Origin of the sequence: Serratia proteamaculans, assembly GCF_013337185.1 — a bacterium.
Taxonomy (GTDB): Bacteria; Pseudomonadota; Gammaproteobacteria; order Enterobacterales; family Enterobacteriaceae; genus Serratia; species Serratia proteamaculans_D.
The window spans coordinates 248,232-262,825 of the sequence record NZ_SWDE01000003.1; the positions used below are offsets into that span (position 1 = coordinate 248,232).

A 14,594-nucleotide genomic window follows, 5' to 3' on the forward strand; every position below is an offset into this window, starting at 1 on the left:
ATGTCCTGATTGTGCAATGTGGTCTAGCACCGCTACCGCTACAGTGAGCGCTGGTTTTAGCCCTCTCAGCAGATAAGGTGGCGCTATGTATCAACAACAGGTCATTACGGCACTGCTGGCCTGGATCGAGCAAAACCTCGACCAGCCGCTGACGCTCGACGATATTGCGGCCAAATCAGGTTATTCCAAATGGCACCTGCAGCGGTTATTCAAAGAGTTAACCGGTGAGATCCTGGGGACATACGCCCGGCGCAGGAGGCTGACGGCCGCAGCCCGCGAACTGCGGCTCACCAACCACGGCGTGGCCTTTATCGCCGACAAGTATCAGTTTGATTCCCAGCAGACTTTCACCCGCTGTTTCAAAAAGCAGTTCGGTATGCCACCGGCCGGTTATCGCCGCAATGCGGACTGGTCAGGGCAGGGCATGCAGCCTCCGCTGCGGCTGATGGATGCGCCATTGCCCCAGGCGGAGATCATTACGCTGCCGGCAATGCAACTGGTTGGTCACACCCAGCACCGCAGCTGTACGCTGGGGCAGCTGCTGCATTCGAAAAACGAGCTGCGTCAGCACGCCTGGCGGCAGATGATGCCGATGGAGGCCGAAACCTCGACGGTGGTCTATGGCCTCACCAGCCTGGAAGCCGACAGCAGGCTACGCGGTGGGCAACGGATGGCTTATACCCTGGCGTTGGCGGACGAGCGCGCCGAAGGCGAAAGGGTCCTGATCGAGCAGGGCGACTACGCCAGCTTTGCCTATCAGGGGCAGGTTGAAGAGTTACAAAATTTTATCGCTCGCCTGTATGACACCGCGATACCCATGATGAAAGCAATACGACGGCCGGGTAAGGATATCGAGCGTTTTTATCCCACGCCGGGTGGCGTTTGTAGCGCAGGCAGTACGGCGATCCGCTGCGAATATCTGATCCCTATCCGCCTGATGTCACCGCCAATCGCCGCGCTTTAGCGGCGGTTTTCACAGTTATTCCTCTTCGTGCCGCACCAGGTTACAAAAAAGTTCGATATTGCGCCGGTAATGTTTCACACTTAGGTCGATGTGCACATATAATGCGCATCCGGTCATTCATGGCCGAAATAACCTATAACTGCCAGTGGCCACAACCAACACGAAGATGAAAATGAGCATTCGCGCGTTACTAACCCTGTTTACGGCACTGGTGGTATTCAGCCAAGCTGCCTTCGCCGTTGTCTATCCTTTACCCGCCAAAGACAGCCGTCTGGTGGGTGAGAACATCCAAATCACCGTACCGGAAGACAGCAAGCTGCCGCTGGAGAGCTTTGCCGCTCAATACCAGATGGGCCTGAGCAATATGCTGGAAGCCAACCCGGGTGTGGATCCGTTCCTGCCGAAGCCAGGCAGCACCCTGACCATCCCTCAGCAGTTGATCCTGCCTGACGCTCCGCGTGAAGGCATCATCATCAACAGCGCCGAGATGCGTCTGTACTACTACCCGAAAGGCACCAACACGGTGATCGTGCTGCCAATCGGTATCGGCCAGTTGGGTAAAGATACCCCGCTGAACTGGACCACCACGGTACAGCGCAAGAAAGACGGCCCAACCTGGACGCCAACCGCCAAGATGCGCGCAGAATACGCCGCTGACGGCGAGATCCTGCCAGCGGTATTCCCGGCCGGTCCTGACAACCCGATGGGGCTGTATGCGCTGTACGTTGGTCGTCTGTATGCGATCCACGGTACCAACGCCAACTTCGGTATCGGTCTGCGCGTGAGCCACGGCTGCGTACGTCTGCGTGCTGACGACATCAAGTTCCTGTTCGACAACGTGCCGGTCGGGACTCGTGTGCAATTCATCAACGAGCCGATCAAAGCCAGCGTCGAGCCGGACGGTTCCCGTTACCTGGAAGTGCACAACCCGCTTTCCGCTAACGAAGAGCAGCTGAAGTCGAAAGATCCGGTGCCGTTGACCATCTCTGCGCCAGTAGGCAAAGTGATGATGGACCCAGCCGTTAACCAGAGCGAAGTGGACGCGGCAATGAAAGCCCGTTCCGGTATGCCGGTTAAAGTGAACTGATTACATCAGTGCTGCAAACAAGACGCCTTCGGGCGTCTTTTTTTATGGTTGTTATTTGAAATGAAAATATTTATCTCTCAAGAAAGTGAATTATCGTCCTGTGGATAGGATAGTTAGAATTTCAATATGTCGGAGTTATATTTCAAAGATGTATTACTATTAGTGGGTATTTGTGGGTCGATGTTTGGCGGCAATAATTAACCTATTTTTAAATAATATAAGTGTACTGAAATAATCCTATTAATATATTTATTTCCAGAATGATTATTTAAGTATTATTAATATTTTCATTTTAATTCATGGCCTTATGTCGTGTTTAATTCTGTACTACACGTTCATCTTACCATGGTTGCTAATATAACCCGGCGGTTGCTTGTGATAATGTGAAATTAAATAATACTCAAAGGCTATCAGGGAATGAAAAAGAAAAACAAAACGCCAACGCCACACGATGCGGCATTTCGTCAGTTTTTGACGCAGCCGGAGATTGCCCGTGATTTTATGGAGCTCCATCTTCCGCCAGAACTGCGTGCCATCTGCGACCTCAGTACGTTGAAACTGGAATCCGGTTCTTTCGTTGAAGATGACCTTCGCCAGTATTTCAGCGATGTGCTCTACAGCCTGAAAACCACTACTGAGGATGATGGTTATATCCACGTACTTATTGAGCATCAGTCTACCCCCGATAAACACATGGCTTTCAGGCTAATCCGGTATGCAATAGCGGCCATGCAGAGACACTTGGATGCCGGTCACAAAAAACTGCCGTTGGTGATACCTGTCCTGTTTTATACCGGCAAACGCACTCCTTATCCTTATTCCACCAACTGGCTGCGGGAGTTTTACGATCCGGAACTGGCGGGAAAACTCTATACAGCCGAATTTCCGCTGGTCGATGTGACGCTTATCCCTGATAACGAGATCATGGGCCATCGCAGCATGGCCGCACTGACTTTGCTGCAGAAACATATTCGGCAGCGGGACCTGGCAGAGCTGACTGACAAACTGGCCACCATCCTGCTGAGTGGCTATCTGTCTTCGCCACAGGTGATTTCGCTGGTACACTATATTCTTCTGGCCGGAGAAGCGGCCGATGCTGAAGCCTTTGTACGCGAATTGGCACTGCGGGTACCGCAACATGAGGATGAACTAATGACTATTGCACAACAGCTTGAGCAGAAGGGCATCGAAAAAGGTATCGAAAAAGGTATCGAGCAGGGCATCGAAAAGGGCATCGAAAAGGGCATCGAGCTTGGTGAACAGCGCGGTATCGAGAAAGGGCGTCAAGAAGGCGTACTTGAAGGAAAACTTACCGTTGCCCGCGCCATGCTGGCGAACGGCATCGACCACGACGCGGTAATGAAAATGACCGGTTTGACGGCTGAAGACCTGGCACAAATCCGCCACTAATTGTGTGAACCCCTTATCCAAAGTCCTGATGCAAAAGCAGGGTCTGAAGATCTTGTTATAAAGTGTCAGGATAATCACAACTTACCTGCCTATGCATTAACCGCTATAAGTTCACCCTCCGTCATTATTCCATTAAAAATCATATCCAATTAATTAGTTATATAACCCCTCGGACCAGTTTCCGCTTGAGAAAATTATCTCAAATAATGTGCGCTGTGAAAATAAGATCACACAAGCGTAACAAAAGGTAAACATAGGCTCTCTATATTGGCTGCTTTGCTTTTGGGAGGGAGTGCCATGCGTAACTGGAACGAGCCGAAGAAGAACAAAGCGCACATCGAACTGATCCCGATGATCGACGTGATGATGTTTTTGCTGGTGTTTTTTGTGTTGATTAGCCTGAACGTGATCCCGGCCCTCGGGCTGAAAACTCAGTTGCCGTCCGCCGGTAGCGCCCAGCAATTGAAGCCGCAGAAGAAAGCGATCATTACGTTGGGCGCAGAGGATCAACTGCAGCTCGACGGCCAACCGTTGGCGCTGAGTGCGCTGGTCAGCACGCTAAAACAGCAGCAGCAGGAGAACCAGACCACCACCATTATCGTCAACAGCGACAAGGGCGTCGCGGTAGAGCGGCTGGTGGCGGTGATGGATAACCTGCGGCAGGGCGGCTTCTATTCCGTCTCTATCGCCACACGGAAGCTGTGACATGTATCTGCTCTATCGTTCACGTCACCTTTTCAGTTGGTTACCGGCGCTGATCGTCGTCGGTTGCGTGCTGTTTGCCAGCCAGCAGGCGGCGCTGAAAATCCAGCCGCGCTATGACGAAACGGCCATGGAACTGGCGTTGGTCGAGCCTGAACCTGCACCGGAACCTCAACCGGAAACACCACCGGAGCCGCAACCCGAACCGCCGCCGCCGGAACCAGAACCTGTTCCCGAGCCTGTGGTGCCGGCCCCGGAGCCGATCATCGAAGCCAAACCGGTACCCAAACCACAGCCGAAACCCAAGCCCAAGCCGGTAAAAGAAAAAGCCAGGCCGGTGGAGAAGGCTAAACCTGTCGCGGCCCCAGCGACGCCAAAAGCGCTGGCCAGCAAACCGGTGGCACAACCCGCTCCGGCAGCCCCGGCGGCACCGAAAGTGAATGCGCAGGCGATAGAAAACGGTTACCTGCAGGCGCTGCGCCGTGAACTCGAGCAGCGCAAGCGCTACCCAAGCGGGCGGCAGGCATCACTCGAACGGCCACAGGGCAACGTCGAAGTCTGGCTGGAGGTCGATCGCAGCGGTCGGGTGCTCTCGTCCGGCATCGCCAATAAAGCGGCCAGCATGCTGCTCAACCGTGCGGCGCTAAGCAGTCTGCAAAGTATCAGCCAGGTGAAGCCGTTCCCAAGCGAGGCTTTCAACGGGCAAACAACAAAACGATTTTCAGCCACGTTTAATTATCAGGCGCCTTGACGCCTGGCATAACAGTTTGATTTTTATGGGAAGGGAACAATGAAATCTTTCAATCGATCTGGGCTTTATCTGGCGGTGATGTCGGCGATATTGCCGGGGGCGGCACTGGCGGCGGACTCAACCGACGTCGGTACCATCAGCGTAAAAGGGCAGTCGCTGGGCGGTGGCATGATGGTGCAGGACGATAGCGCCAAGGGGCGTTCGACCGTCACCAAAGAGGCGATGGATAAAATGCCGGCGGCGGCCAACGCCATCGACAAACTGAAATATACCCCAGGCCTGAACGTCAACAGCAACGACGCCAGCGGCCTGAGCGGCGTCGATTACACCATGCGCGGTATGAACTCCGATCAAATCGGCCTGTCGATGGACGGCATTCCGATTAACGACTCCGGCAACTATGCGGTCTACCCAAACCTGCTGGGCGACTCGGAAAACCTGGAGGAGGTGTTTGTTACCCAGGGTTCTTCTGAAGTCGACGGCCCGCATATCGGCTCCAGCGGCGGCAACATTGGTATGGTGACGCGCCGTCCGGCGAAAGATTTTGGTGGCTTCGTCAAACAGACGCTGGGCAGCAACAATCTGAGCAAAACCTTCGCCCGTCTGGAAACCGGTGAGTACAACGGCTTCAGCAACTGGATCTCATATTCACACACCGAGGCGAAAAAGTGGCGTGGGGAAGGGCGCGAGTACTCCAACAAGTTCGAAATGAACTCGTTGTATGAGGACGGCAACGGCAACAGCAGCAACCTGATCATGAAGTACAACCAGCAGAATAACGTCAACTACAGCACCCTGAGCAAGGCGCAGTTTGAAAATGACGGCCGTGATACCGACTACGCCACCACGCCGGAGTACAACAGCAAGGGCCAGTTAAACAAATACTACAAACTTAACCGCAACCCGTTTGACACCTTCACCCTGTCGTTCACCCAGAAGCTGCAACTGCGCGACAACCTGGCGCTGACTCTGCAACCCTATTACTACTGGGGTAATGGCGGCAGCTTCACTGGCCAGACCGCTTCGGTGTTGTCCAATACGTCGGATAAGGCCGGTCAGTACGATCTGAGTAATTTGCAGTCCAACACCTATTACCGTCCTTCCTGGACCCAGACCTGGCGGCCGGGCATTACCACCAAGCTGAAGTGGGACATCAACGATCAGCACAGCCTGGATATCGGCTACTGGTATGAACGTGCTCGCCAGTCGCAGACCCAGCCGTTTATCGGCATCAAGGACGACGGCAACCCTGAGCAGCTCTCGGGCAAACCGGGTGGCAGCGATCAGGTGAAAGACGCCAATGGCAACACCGTTCAGGGGCGTAACCAGTACACGATCACCCCGGCGCAAAAAGTGTGGCTGCAGGACACCTGGTTCGCCACCCCGGACTGGACTTTCGTTGGTGGGCTGGCCTACCAGTACGTTGAACGAAAAGGGGATAACAAGGGCAGCCTGTACAACGTGCCGGAAAAACGCGATGCCAAATACCATGAGTTCCTGCCGAATTTCAGCGCCAGCTACAAGCTGAATCAGGAAAACCAGGTGTTCTACAACCTGACGCGCAACATGCGTACTCCGCCGAACTACGTGCTGTACAACGTGGGGGATTCAATCAGCACCAAACCGGAACTGAGCTGGAACCACGAGCTGGGCTGGCGTTTCCAGCAGCAAGATATGCTGATGAGCGCCACGCTGTTCTATATGCGTTACAGCGATCGTCAAATCTCCACCACCAACTCGTCCGGTGACTACGAGATGATGAACATCGGCAATGTGGAGAACAAAGGGCTGGAGCTGGAGTGGAGCGGTCAGCTGCCGCATAACTTCAACTACTACACCTCATACACCTACACCCAGTCCAAGCAGAAGAGCGACATTGTCAGCAACGGCGGCCAGCCGCTGCCGACCAGTGGCAAAGAGGTGCCGAACGTGCCGAAAAACCTGCTGAATATGACGCTGGGTTATGACGATGGCCTGTATTACAGCAGCGTCAGTGGCAAATACGTCAGTTCGTTCTACGGCGACCTGACCAACGACGAGAAGATCGGCGGCCGCACGGTGTTCGATCTGGCGGCGGGGGTGCATCTGCCGGTAGACAAGAAGATCGTCAAGAGCGCGGCGTTGCGCTTTGGTATCAGCAACCTGTTCGACAAGGAGTACCTGACCTCGGTGCGCAGCACTACCTTCAACGCAGCGCCGTATGACGGTGTGAAGGCCAGTACGCCGTACTACAACGTCGGGGAAGAACGTACCTTCAGCGTATCGCTGGAAGCCACCTTTTAACCAATCCGAGATTTGAACGATGAATGCCAATTTGATGCACGACATTATTTTCTACGTGATGTACGCCGCACTGGCGATAGCGCTGGTGATCATTATCGAACGCGCGCTGTATTTCGCTTATACCCAGCGCCAGGCTCGCAAGCTGGAGCAGGCATTGACGCTGGACGTACGCCGCACTGCCGATTTGCCGGATGAGCTGACCCAGCGCAACAGCCTGCCGCTGGCGGTAATTTCACCGGTGCTGGAGCAAAAGTACCGTGCCGGCGATCGCGAAGCGATAGGTGATTTGATCGACGCCCAGTACCTGCTGAGCAAGCCGCTGATGGCGCGTGGCCTGTGGCTGCTGGAAACCATCGTGACCGCCGCACCGCTGCTGGGGTTGTTGGGTACGGTGATGGGGATTATTGAAACCTTTAAGGCGCTGGCCGCCTCCGGGGTCTCCGAGCCGAGCCTGGTTTCTGCCGGGATGGGGACCGCGCTGTACGCCACCGGGTTGGGGATCGCCATCGCGTTGCTGTGCCTGGTGGGTAACAACTATCTGCAAAGCCGCATGGAACGCATTAACGAGCTGCTCAAAGTGCTGCTGATCCGCGCCGGTGCGCCAGCCAGCCGCCCGGAAAACGGCAACCGCGAGCAATGGGTTGACAGTGAGGCACCGCGCTATGCCTAATGGCCTGCAACTACGGCGGCCGCTGGGCCGCCTTTACACGGCATTATGGGGTGGCTGTCTGTTGATGTTGAGCCAGAGTGCGACGGCGCGTTTTGATATTCCCGGCTACGAGCTGGTGTATACCGCGCCGGTGGAAACCGCTTTGCAGGCGGATGACCTGCGTAACACCGCCGAAGTGTGGCAGCAGATGTTCGATGCGGCGAAAACCCGCATCGATCTGGGCCAGTTCTATGTGGCGAACCAACAGGGTTCACTACTGGATGGCGTGCTGCAACACCTGAAAGCGGCGGGCGAGCGCGGGGTGAAGATCCGTTTTCTGATGGAAGAGAAGGGCATCCGTATTTCGACCCCTGAGACGCTGGAACAGCTTAAGGCGATCCCTAATCTGGAACTGCGCATTATTCCTTATCAGCGGCTGAGCGGCGGTATTTTGCATGCCAAATATCTGCTGGTGGACGGTGAGCAGGCGTTTGTCGGCAGCCAGAACTTTGACTGGCGTGCGCTGGCGCATATCCATGAAACCGGGCTGCGCATCAGCGATGCCGGGGTGGTCGGGCAGATCCAGGCTATCTTCGAGCAGGATTGGCAGGCTCAGGCTTTGCTGGCGGCGGATAAGCCGGTGCCGCAATTGCCTTACCAGCCTAGTACCGAAACGCCGCAGGGTAATTATCTGGTTGCCAGTCCGCGTGCCTATAATCCGGCCGGGGTGATTGACTCGCAGGTGGAATTGCCGCGCTTGCTGGCTACGGCCAAAGAACGAGTACGGGTGCAGGTGATGGATTACGCGCCGCTGTCTTATGGCCCGGAACACAGCCGACCTTACTACGCGGTAATCGACAATGCCCTGCGCAGCGCCGCTGCCCGCGGCGTGAAGGTTGAGCTGATGGTGGCCAACTGGAACACCAAAAAACCGGATATCGCCTGGCTGAAAAGCTTGGCGGTGGTGCCGAACGTGCAGGTGAAAATCGTCACTATTCCCCCGGCCAGCAGCGGCTTTATCCCGTTTGCCCGGGTGATCCACAGCAAAATCATGACCATCGACGGCGCAACGGCGTGGATCGGCACCAGCAACTGGACCGGCGGTTATCTGGATAACTCGCGCAATCTGGAGTTGGTGCTGCACAACCCGGCGATGAGCCAGCGGGTGGATAAGCTCTACAGCCAGCTATGGGACAGCGTTTACGCCGAACCGATCAAACTCGATTATGACTACCCGGCCCCCAAACCGGGTGGCGAGTCCTGAGCTCGTCGGTAAATACTCGTCAAAACTAAACCGGTAGGGGTCGAACATGTTCGACCCGATTTAACCCATTGATGATGCTACAGGGCGCGGCATGCAGCGCCCCTACCTTTGGCGTCGCCGGATTATGCGCGCCAGCCGGCTTGTTCCAGCGCGGCCAGCAACTGCTCCGCGCTTAGCCCTTCTGCCCGATGGCCGTTACCGGAAATAGTGTTGGCCGCCAGCAGGGCATTGATAATCGCCTCTTCCACCGCTTCGGCCGCCGCCGCAAACAGCTCGGAGATGTAATCGTTATTCACCATGCGCAATGGGGTGGTGAAGGCCCCTTTGTTGGCGTAGTCGGCTGGCGGCAGCCCGTCGTTGCCGGTGGCGAAGGCGATAAAAATATCACCGCTCGAATCCTCGGTACCACCGCCGGTGCGCGCAATACCGATGCTGGCGCGCTGGGCCAAACGCGTGCATTGGTGTGGCAATAGCGGGGCGTCGGTGGCCAGCGTGACGACGATCGACCCCATGCCAGGATGGGGCAGTTGCGGGGTGAATGGCGAGTGAATATGCCCCAGATGGCGACCTACCGGATAGCCGCCAACCAGCAGCGACGCACGTTTGCCGTGGTTGGCCTGCACGATGGCCCCGACCGTCCAACCTCCACGGTCTGCAGGCAGGCGGCGGGATGCGGTGCCGATACCGCCCTTGAATTCATGGCAGACCATGCCACTGCCCCCGCCGACCGCCCCTTCCTGTGGCAAACCGTTATGTGCCGCCTGCAGCGCCTGCCGTACGTGCTCGGGCTTGACGTGAAAGCCGTTGATGTCGTTGAGTAGGCCGTCGAAGGTTTCCATCACCACCGGCATATTCCAGTACACCGCCTTATCGTCGGCGGGTAGCGTTTCGCGCTCCAGCGCGATCAGGCTGTCGCGCACCACGCCGACGCTGTGGGTGTTGGTAAAGGCAATGGGGCTGGTGAGTAGGCCGGCTTCGCGGATCCATTCCAGCCCGGTGGCATCGCCGTTGCCGTTGAGCACGTGCACCCCGGCAAAGCAGGGGGATTGCCGGGCCTGTCCGGCCCGCGGCTCAATCACTGTGACGCCGGTGTGTACGCTGCGGCCGTCGGCCAAGTCGGCGTGAATGCTGGCATGACCGACGCGGACGCCGGGCACATCGGTAATGGCGTTCAGCGGGCCGGCAACGCCATGGCCGATGTTAATCCCCAAATCCTGAGCGCGCTGCGACATGGTTATTCTCCTTCAATTGAGGGTTCAACCAGCGGGACGGCCTGCCGGTTGCGGATGTAGCTCAGTACCAGACCAAAACAGAAGATGCCGGCAATGATAATAAAGTCTTTCAGGCTACTGGCGATCAAAATTGTCCAGAGGACGTACAGGCAACCGATCAGCGCGATCGCCACCGGCAACGGCCATAACGGCATCAGGTACGGGTGGTGGAAGCGCACCCGGCGGCGGCTGATCAGCGCGGCGATGGCCATGATGATGTAGACCAATAGCAGTAGGATCACGGTAAAGGAGGTCAGGTCCCCCAGGTTGGAGCAGAAGGCCAGCAGCGCCGAAGGAATGCCGAACAGCAGGGTGGCAATCCACGGAGTGCCGAAGCGCGGGTGGATGATTTTCAGCGCGCGGTTCACCTGCGGCAGCCAAAAACCGTCGCGTCCGCTGGAGAACATCATCCGGCTGAACTGCGCCACGATGGCAATAATGGCGTTGAACACCGACAGATAAATCGCGCCGCTGACCACCCGTGCCAGCGTCGGCCCGCCCAGTTGGCTGACCACGTAACCGACCGGATCGGCCTGCTTGGCCATTTCAACCAAAGATGGCGCACCAATCAGCAGAGCGGTGAAGGGCAGCAGCTCGACCAGCACCACAATCACCAGCGTCAGCATGATGGCGGTGGCCATGGGTTTACCCTGCTCACGCATATCTTCCGCCATATACACCGCCGCGCCGTAGCCGTTATAGGAAAACAGCGCCACGCCGACCATGGCGACGATCAGCGGCACGGAAACCGGTGCCAGTTCGCCTGCGGAACTGAGCATTACCGGCGAAGTGAGGATTTCGGCGCTCTGGTGCGGGTTACTGAACCCCAGCCAGGCGATTAAGCCCAGCACCGCGACTTCTACCACCAGAAAAGTCCCGGTCAACAGCGCGTTGGCCTTGATATTGAAAATGGCGCAGGCACCGCCGATCAAAATGGTGATCATACCGGCGGTAGAAGCGTCGAACTGGGTGCCCAGTGCGGTATTTAAATAGGGCACCGCGCCGGTGGCTAATACCGCCGGCACAAACAGGGCGGCGCTGAGGATAAACAGGTAGGTTTGCAACCCGCACAGGGTACCGAACAGCCGTTTGATAATGCTGTACTCACCGCCGGCGCTGGGGTGAGCGGCACCCAATTCGGCGTAGCATAGCGCGATGGTGGCGGCGATAAAGGCGGCGATCAGAAACGAAATAAAGGCCCCGCTGCCGGCACTGGCGATAGCCAGCGGGGCAATGACGAAGATCGAACTGGCCGGTGTGACGCCGGAGGCGGTGATCATCACCACGTCGAGGACGCTGAGATTGCCTTTGAATTTATGTTCTGTCATGGCTTAACCCTGCCCGGATGGGAAACTGAAGCTGGCATATTGGGCATCGCTGGAGGATGGCCAGCGCTGGGTGATGGTTTTGCGTTTGGTGTAAAAGCGCACCGCATCCGGGCCGTAGGCGTGCAGGTCACCGAACAGCGAGCGTTTCCAGCCGCCAAAGGAGTGGTAGGCCACCGGGACCGGCAGGGCGACGTTAATCCCCACCATGCCGACCTGAATATGGCTGGAGAAGTAGCGTGCCGCCTCGCCGTCGCGGGTGAACAGGCAGGTGCCGTTGCCGTATTCATGGGCATCAATCAGCGCCATCGCTTCTTTCAGAGAGCCGACTCGCACCACGCCCAGTACCGGGCCGAAGATCTCTTCCTGATAAATCCGCATGCCGGGCCGCACATGGTCAAACAGCGTCGGGCCGAGGAAATACCCCTGACTGAGCTGTCCGCTGTCGTCCCGCACCTGCAGCTCGCGGCCGTCGACTACCAGGCTGGCACCTTCATCAACGCCCTGGCTGATATAGCCTTTCACCTTCTGATAATGCTGGTGGGTCACCAGCGGCCCCATGTCGTTGCGGTTGTCGCTGCCTGCGCCCACCCGCATGTTGATCATTTGCTGCCGTAACCCGGCGATCAGCGCGTCGGCGGTGTCATCGCCTACCGCCACCACCAGTGGGATCGCCATACAGCGCTGCCCGCAGGAACCGAAAGCTGCCCCCATCAGCGCACTGACGCTACCGGCGATGTCGGCGTCCGGCAGCACCACCGCGTGATTCTTCGCCCCACCCAAGGCCTGCACCCGTTTGTTTTGGCCGCAGCCGGTGTGATAAATATGCTCCGCTACCGGCGTCGATCCGACAAAACTCACCGCTTTAACGCGTGGGTCGTGCAGCAGGGTTTCTACCGCCTCGGGGTCGCCATTGACCAGATTCAGCACGCCAGGCGGCAGCCCGGCCTCTGATGCCAGTTGGGCGATATACAGCGTGGAGGAAGGCACGCGCTCCGAGGGTTTCAGCACAAAGGTATTGCCGCACACCACCGCCATCGGCCACATCCACAGCGGCACCATCGCCGGGAAGTTAAACGGCGTGATGCCCGCCACCACCCCCAGCGGCTGGAATTCGCTCCAGCTGTCGATACCCGGCCCGGCATCCTTGCTGTGCTCGCCTTTCAGCAACTCCGGCGCATAGCTGGCGTACTCGATATTTTCGATGCCGCGCTGCAGTTCACCCATGGCGTCGCTGAGCACCTTGCCGTGCTCGGCGGTAATCAGCTGACAGATGTGGTCGGCGTGCTGCTCCAGCAATGCTTTCAGGCGGATCATGATCCTGGCTCGCTTCAGCGGCGGGGTATCGCGCCAGGCCGGGTAGGCCTGCTCGGCAGCATCGATGGCGCTCTCCACCGTGGCCCGGTCGGCCAGCAACACTTCCTGTTGTGACTGCCCGGTCGCCGGATCGAATACCGGCTGGCTGCGGTTGCCGCCGATGGCGGACTGACCGTTGATCCAATGTGCAATAGGCATGGCATTCGCTCCTGATTATTCGGTTGCGTTGATGGCGTCGCCCAGGGCGTTGATCAACGAATCGATCTGCGCCTCGCTGCTGATAAACGGCGGTGCCAGCTGCAGGGTGTCGCCGCCGTAGCGGACATAAAAGCCTTTTTCCCAGCAGCGCATCGCCACCTCATACGGCCTGCGGGCCACTTCCCCCGGTCGCGCCGCCAGCGTGATGCCGGCTGCCAGACCAAAGTTGCGAATGTCGGTGACATGACGGCAACCCTGTAAACTATGTACCGCCTGCTCGAAATAGGGTGTCAGTGCCTGTACCCGTTCAATCATCTGTTCGCGTTCAATGATATCCAGCGTCGCCAGCCCCACGGCGCAACTGACCGGATGGGCTGAATAGGTGTAGCCGTGCGGGAACTCAAGTAAATACTCGGGTTCATCGGTGGTCATAAAGGCCTGATAAATCTCTGGCCGTACCACCACCGCACCCATCGGCTGGGCACCGTTGGTCACCTGTTTGGCGATATTCATGATGTCCGGCGTGACGCCGAAGGCTTCGGCACCGGTCAGGGCACCGCAGCGGCCGAAGGCGGTGATCACTTCGTCAAAAATCAGCAGGATATTGTGTTGAGTGCAGATCTCGCGGATGCGTTGCAGATAACCGACCGGTGGCACAATCACCCCGGCGGAACCGGAGAACGGCTCGATAATTACCGCGGCGATAGTTGAGGCGTCACGCAGCGTGATGATCCGGTTCAGCTCTTCCGCCAGTTCGGCTCCTTGTTCAGGCATGCCGCGTGAAAAGGCGTTACCCGCCAGCAGGGTATGCGGCAGATGATCCGCTTCGGCGCTGGCGCCAAAGGCTTTCCGGTTGCCGGCGATGCCGCCCACCGCAATGCCACCGAAGTTAACGCCGTGGTAGCCCTTTTCACGGCCGATAAAGCAGGTTTTGCCTGCCTGACCTTTGGCCCGCCAGTAGGCGCGTGCCATTTTTAATGAGGTGTCCGCCGCTTCAGAGCCGGAGCCGGTGAAAAACACATAGTCCAGCCCGGCAGGCGTCATGGCTTTAATCTTGTTGGCCAGTTCGAAAGATAAGGCATGGCCAAACTGAAACGCCGGAGAATAATCCAGTCGGGAAAGCTGTCGGTAGGCCGCCTCGGCAATTTCCGTGCGGCCATGGCCCAACCCGCAGCACCATAATCCGGATAAACCGTCAAAAATCTTGCGGCCGTCCTGGCTGGTATAATAAACGCCTTCCGCGTGGCTTATCATTCGTGGGTTGGTTTTAAAATTGCGGTTGCCGGTAAAGGGCATCCAATGTGCTTCTAACCATTCAGCTTCGGGTTTATTTTCAGGGTGATTTAAATCAGCCATTTTTCCCTCCAAGGGGG

Annotated in this window: 12 protein-coding genes; 8 read left to right on the forward strand and 4 right to left on the reverse strand. The window is 57.3% G+C overall.

Annotated elements, in window-relative coordinates:
• Window positions 1-85: 85 nt before the first annotated feature.
• From FCL49_RS14720 to FCL49_RS14755, 8 genes are all read left to right on the forward strand, one after another.
• Window positions 86-964, forward strand: coding sequence for a helix-turn-helix domain-containing protein (locus FCL49_RS14720; RefSeq protein ID WP_174354147.1), 879 nt, complete (start codon window positions 86-88; stop codon window positions 962-964).
• A 166-nt stretch (window positions 965-1,130) separates the two neighbouring features.
• Complete coding sequence (locus FCL49_RS14725; protein ID WP_174354148.1) at window positions 1,131-2,051, forward strand: L,D-transpeptidase family protein; 921 nt, start codon at window positions 1,131-1,133, stop codon at window positions 2,049-2,051.
• 417 nt (window positions 2,052-2,468) lie between these two features.
• Complete coding sequence (locus FCL49_RS14730) at window positions 2,469-3,461, forward strand: Rpn family recombination-promoting nuclease/putative transposase (RefSeq protein WP_174354149.1); 993 nt, start codon at window positions 2,469-2,471, stop codon at window positions 3,459-3,461.
• Window positions 3,462-3,758: 297 nt separating this feature from the next.
• Window positions 3,759-4,166 (forward strand): ExbD/TolR family protein, encoded by a 408-nt coding sequence (locus FCL49_RS14735; RefSeq protein WP_012005055.1) that lies wholly within the window; start codon window positions 3,759-3,761, stop codon window positions 4,164-4,166.
• Between the two features lies 1 nt (window position 4,167).
• Window positions 4,168-4,914, forward strand: coding sequence for an energy transducer TonB family protein (locus FCL49_RS14740; RefSeq protein WP_174354150.1), 747 nt, complete (start codon window positions 4,168-4,170; stop codon window positions 4,912-4,914).
• A gap of 39 nt (window positions 4,915-4,953) precedes the next feature.
• Window positions 4,954-7,197 (forward strand): TonB-dependent receptor family protein, encoded by a 2,244-nt coding sequence (locus FCL49_RS14745; protein ID WP_174354151.1) that lies wholly within the window; start codon window positions 4,954-4,956, stop codon window positions 7,195-7,197.
• Window positions 7,198-7,216: 19 nt separating this feature from the next.
• Complete coding sequence (locus FCL49_RS14750; RefSeq protein ID WP_174354152.1) at window positions 7,217-7,867, forward strand: MotA/TolQ/ExbB proton channel family protein; 651 nt, start codon at window positions 7,217-7,219, stop codon at window positions 7,865-7,867.
• A complete protein-coding gene (locus tag FCL49_RS14755) occupies window positions 7,860-9,110 on the forward strand; it encodes a phospholipase D-like domain-containing protein (RefSeq protein ID WP_174354153.1) in 1,251 nt (416 codons plus the stop codon). Before FCL49_RS14750 ends, FCL49_RS14755 begins: the two co-directional genes overlap by 8 nt.
• A gap of 122 nt (window positions 9,111-9,232) precedes the next feature.
• On the opposite strand, the gene FCL49_RS14760 is transcribed toward FCL49_RS14755, so the two are convergent.
• From FCL49_RS14760 to FCL49_RS14775, 4 genes are read right to left on the reverse strand one after another with little or no spacing between them, the layout of a single operon-like run.
• Window positions 9,233-10,342, reverse strand: a complete 1,110-nt coding sequence (locus FCL49_RS14760; RefSeq protein ID WP_174354154.1) for a DmpA family aminopeptidase — start codon at window positions 10,340-10,342, stop codon at window positions 9,233-9,235.
• Window positions 10,343-10,344: 2 nt separating this feature from the next.
• A complete protein-coding gene (locus FCL49_RS14765) occupies window positions 10,345-11,709 on the reverse strand; it encodes an APC family permease (RefSeq protein WP_174354155.1) in 1,365 nt (454 codons plus the stop codon).
• 3 nt (window positions 11,710-11,712) lie between these two features.
• Complete coding sequence (locus FCL49_RS14770) at window positions 11,713-13,221, reverse strand: CoA-acylating methylmalonate-semialdehyde dehydrogenase (RefSeq protein WP_174354156.1); 1,509 nt, start codon at window positions 13,219-13,221, stop codon at window positions 11,713-11,715.
• A gap of 15 nt (window positions 13,222-13,236) precedes the next feature.
• Window positions 13,237-14,577: an aspartate aminotransferase family protein gene (locus FCL49_RS14775; protein ID WP_174354157.1), complete on the reverse strand. Its 1,341-nt coding sequence runs from the start codon at window positions 14,575-14,577 to the stop codon at window positions 13,237-13,239.
• Window positions 14,578-14,594 lie beyond the last annotated feature (17 nt).

Coding starts and splice junctions, on each gene's coding strand:
- FCL49_RS14765 (WP_174354155.1), bottom strand. CDS start 11,709: ATGACAGAACATAAATTCAAAGGCAATCTCAGCGTCCTCGACGTGGTG.
- FCL49_RS14760 (WP_174354154.1), bottom strand. CDS start 10,342: ATGTCGCAGCGCGCTCAGGATTTGGGGATTAACATCGGCCATGGCGTT.
- FCL49_RS14755 (WP_174354153.1), top strand. CDS start 7,860: ATGCCTAATGGCCTGCAACTACGGCGGCCGCTGGGCCGCCTTTACACG.
- FCL49_RS14750 (WP_174354152.1), top strand. CDS start 7,217: ATGAATGCCAATTTGATGCACGACATTATTTTCTACGTGATGTACGCC.
- FCL49_RS14720 (WP_174354147.1), top strand. CDS start 86: ATGTATCAACAACAGGTCATTACGGCACTGCTGGCCTGGATCGAGCAA.
- FCL49_RS14740 (WP_174354150.1), top strand. CDS start 4,168: ATGTATCTGCTCTATCGTTCACGTCACCTTTTCAGTTGGTTACCGGCG.
- FCL49_RS14730 (WP_174354149.1), top strand. CDS start 2,469: ATGAAAAAGAAAAACAAAACGCCAACGCCACACGATGCGGCATTTCGT.
- FCL49_RS14725 (WP_174354148.1), top strand. CDS start 1,131: ATGAAAATGAGCATTCGCGCGTTACTAACCCTGTTTACGGCACTGGTG.
- FCL49_RS14775 (WP_174354157.1), bottom strand. CDS start 14,577: ATGGCTGATTTAAATCACCCTGAAAATAAACCCGAAGCTGAATGGTTA.
- FCL49_RS14735 (WP_012005055.1), top strand. CDS start 3,759: ATGCGTAACTGGAACGAGCCGAAGAAGAACAAAGCGCACATCGAACTG.
- FCL49_RS14770 (WP_174354156.1), bottom strand. CDS start 13,221: ATGCCTATTGCACATTGGATCAACGGTCAGTCCGCCATCGGCGGCAAC.
- FCL49_RS14745 (WP_174354151.1), top strand. CDS start 4,954: ATGAAATCTTTCAATCGATCTGGGCTTTATCTGGCGGTGATGTCGGCG.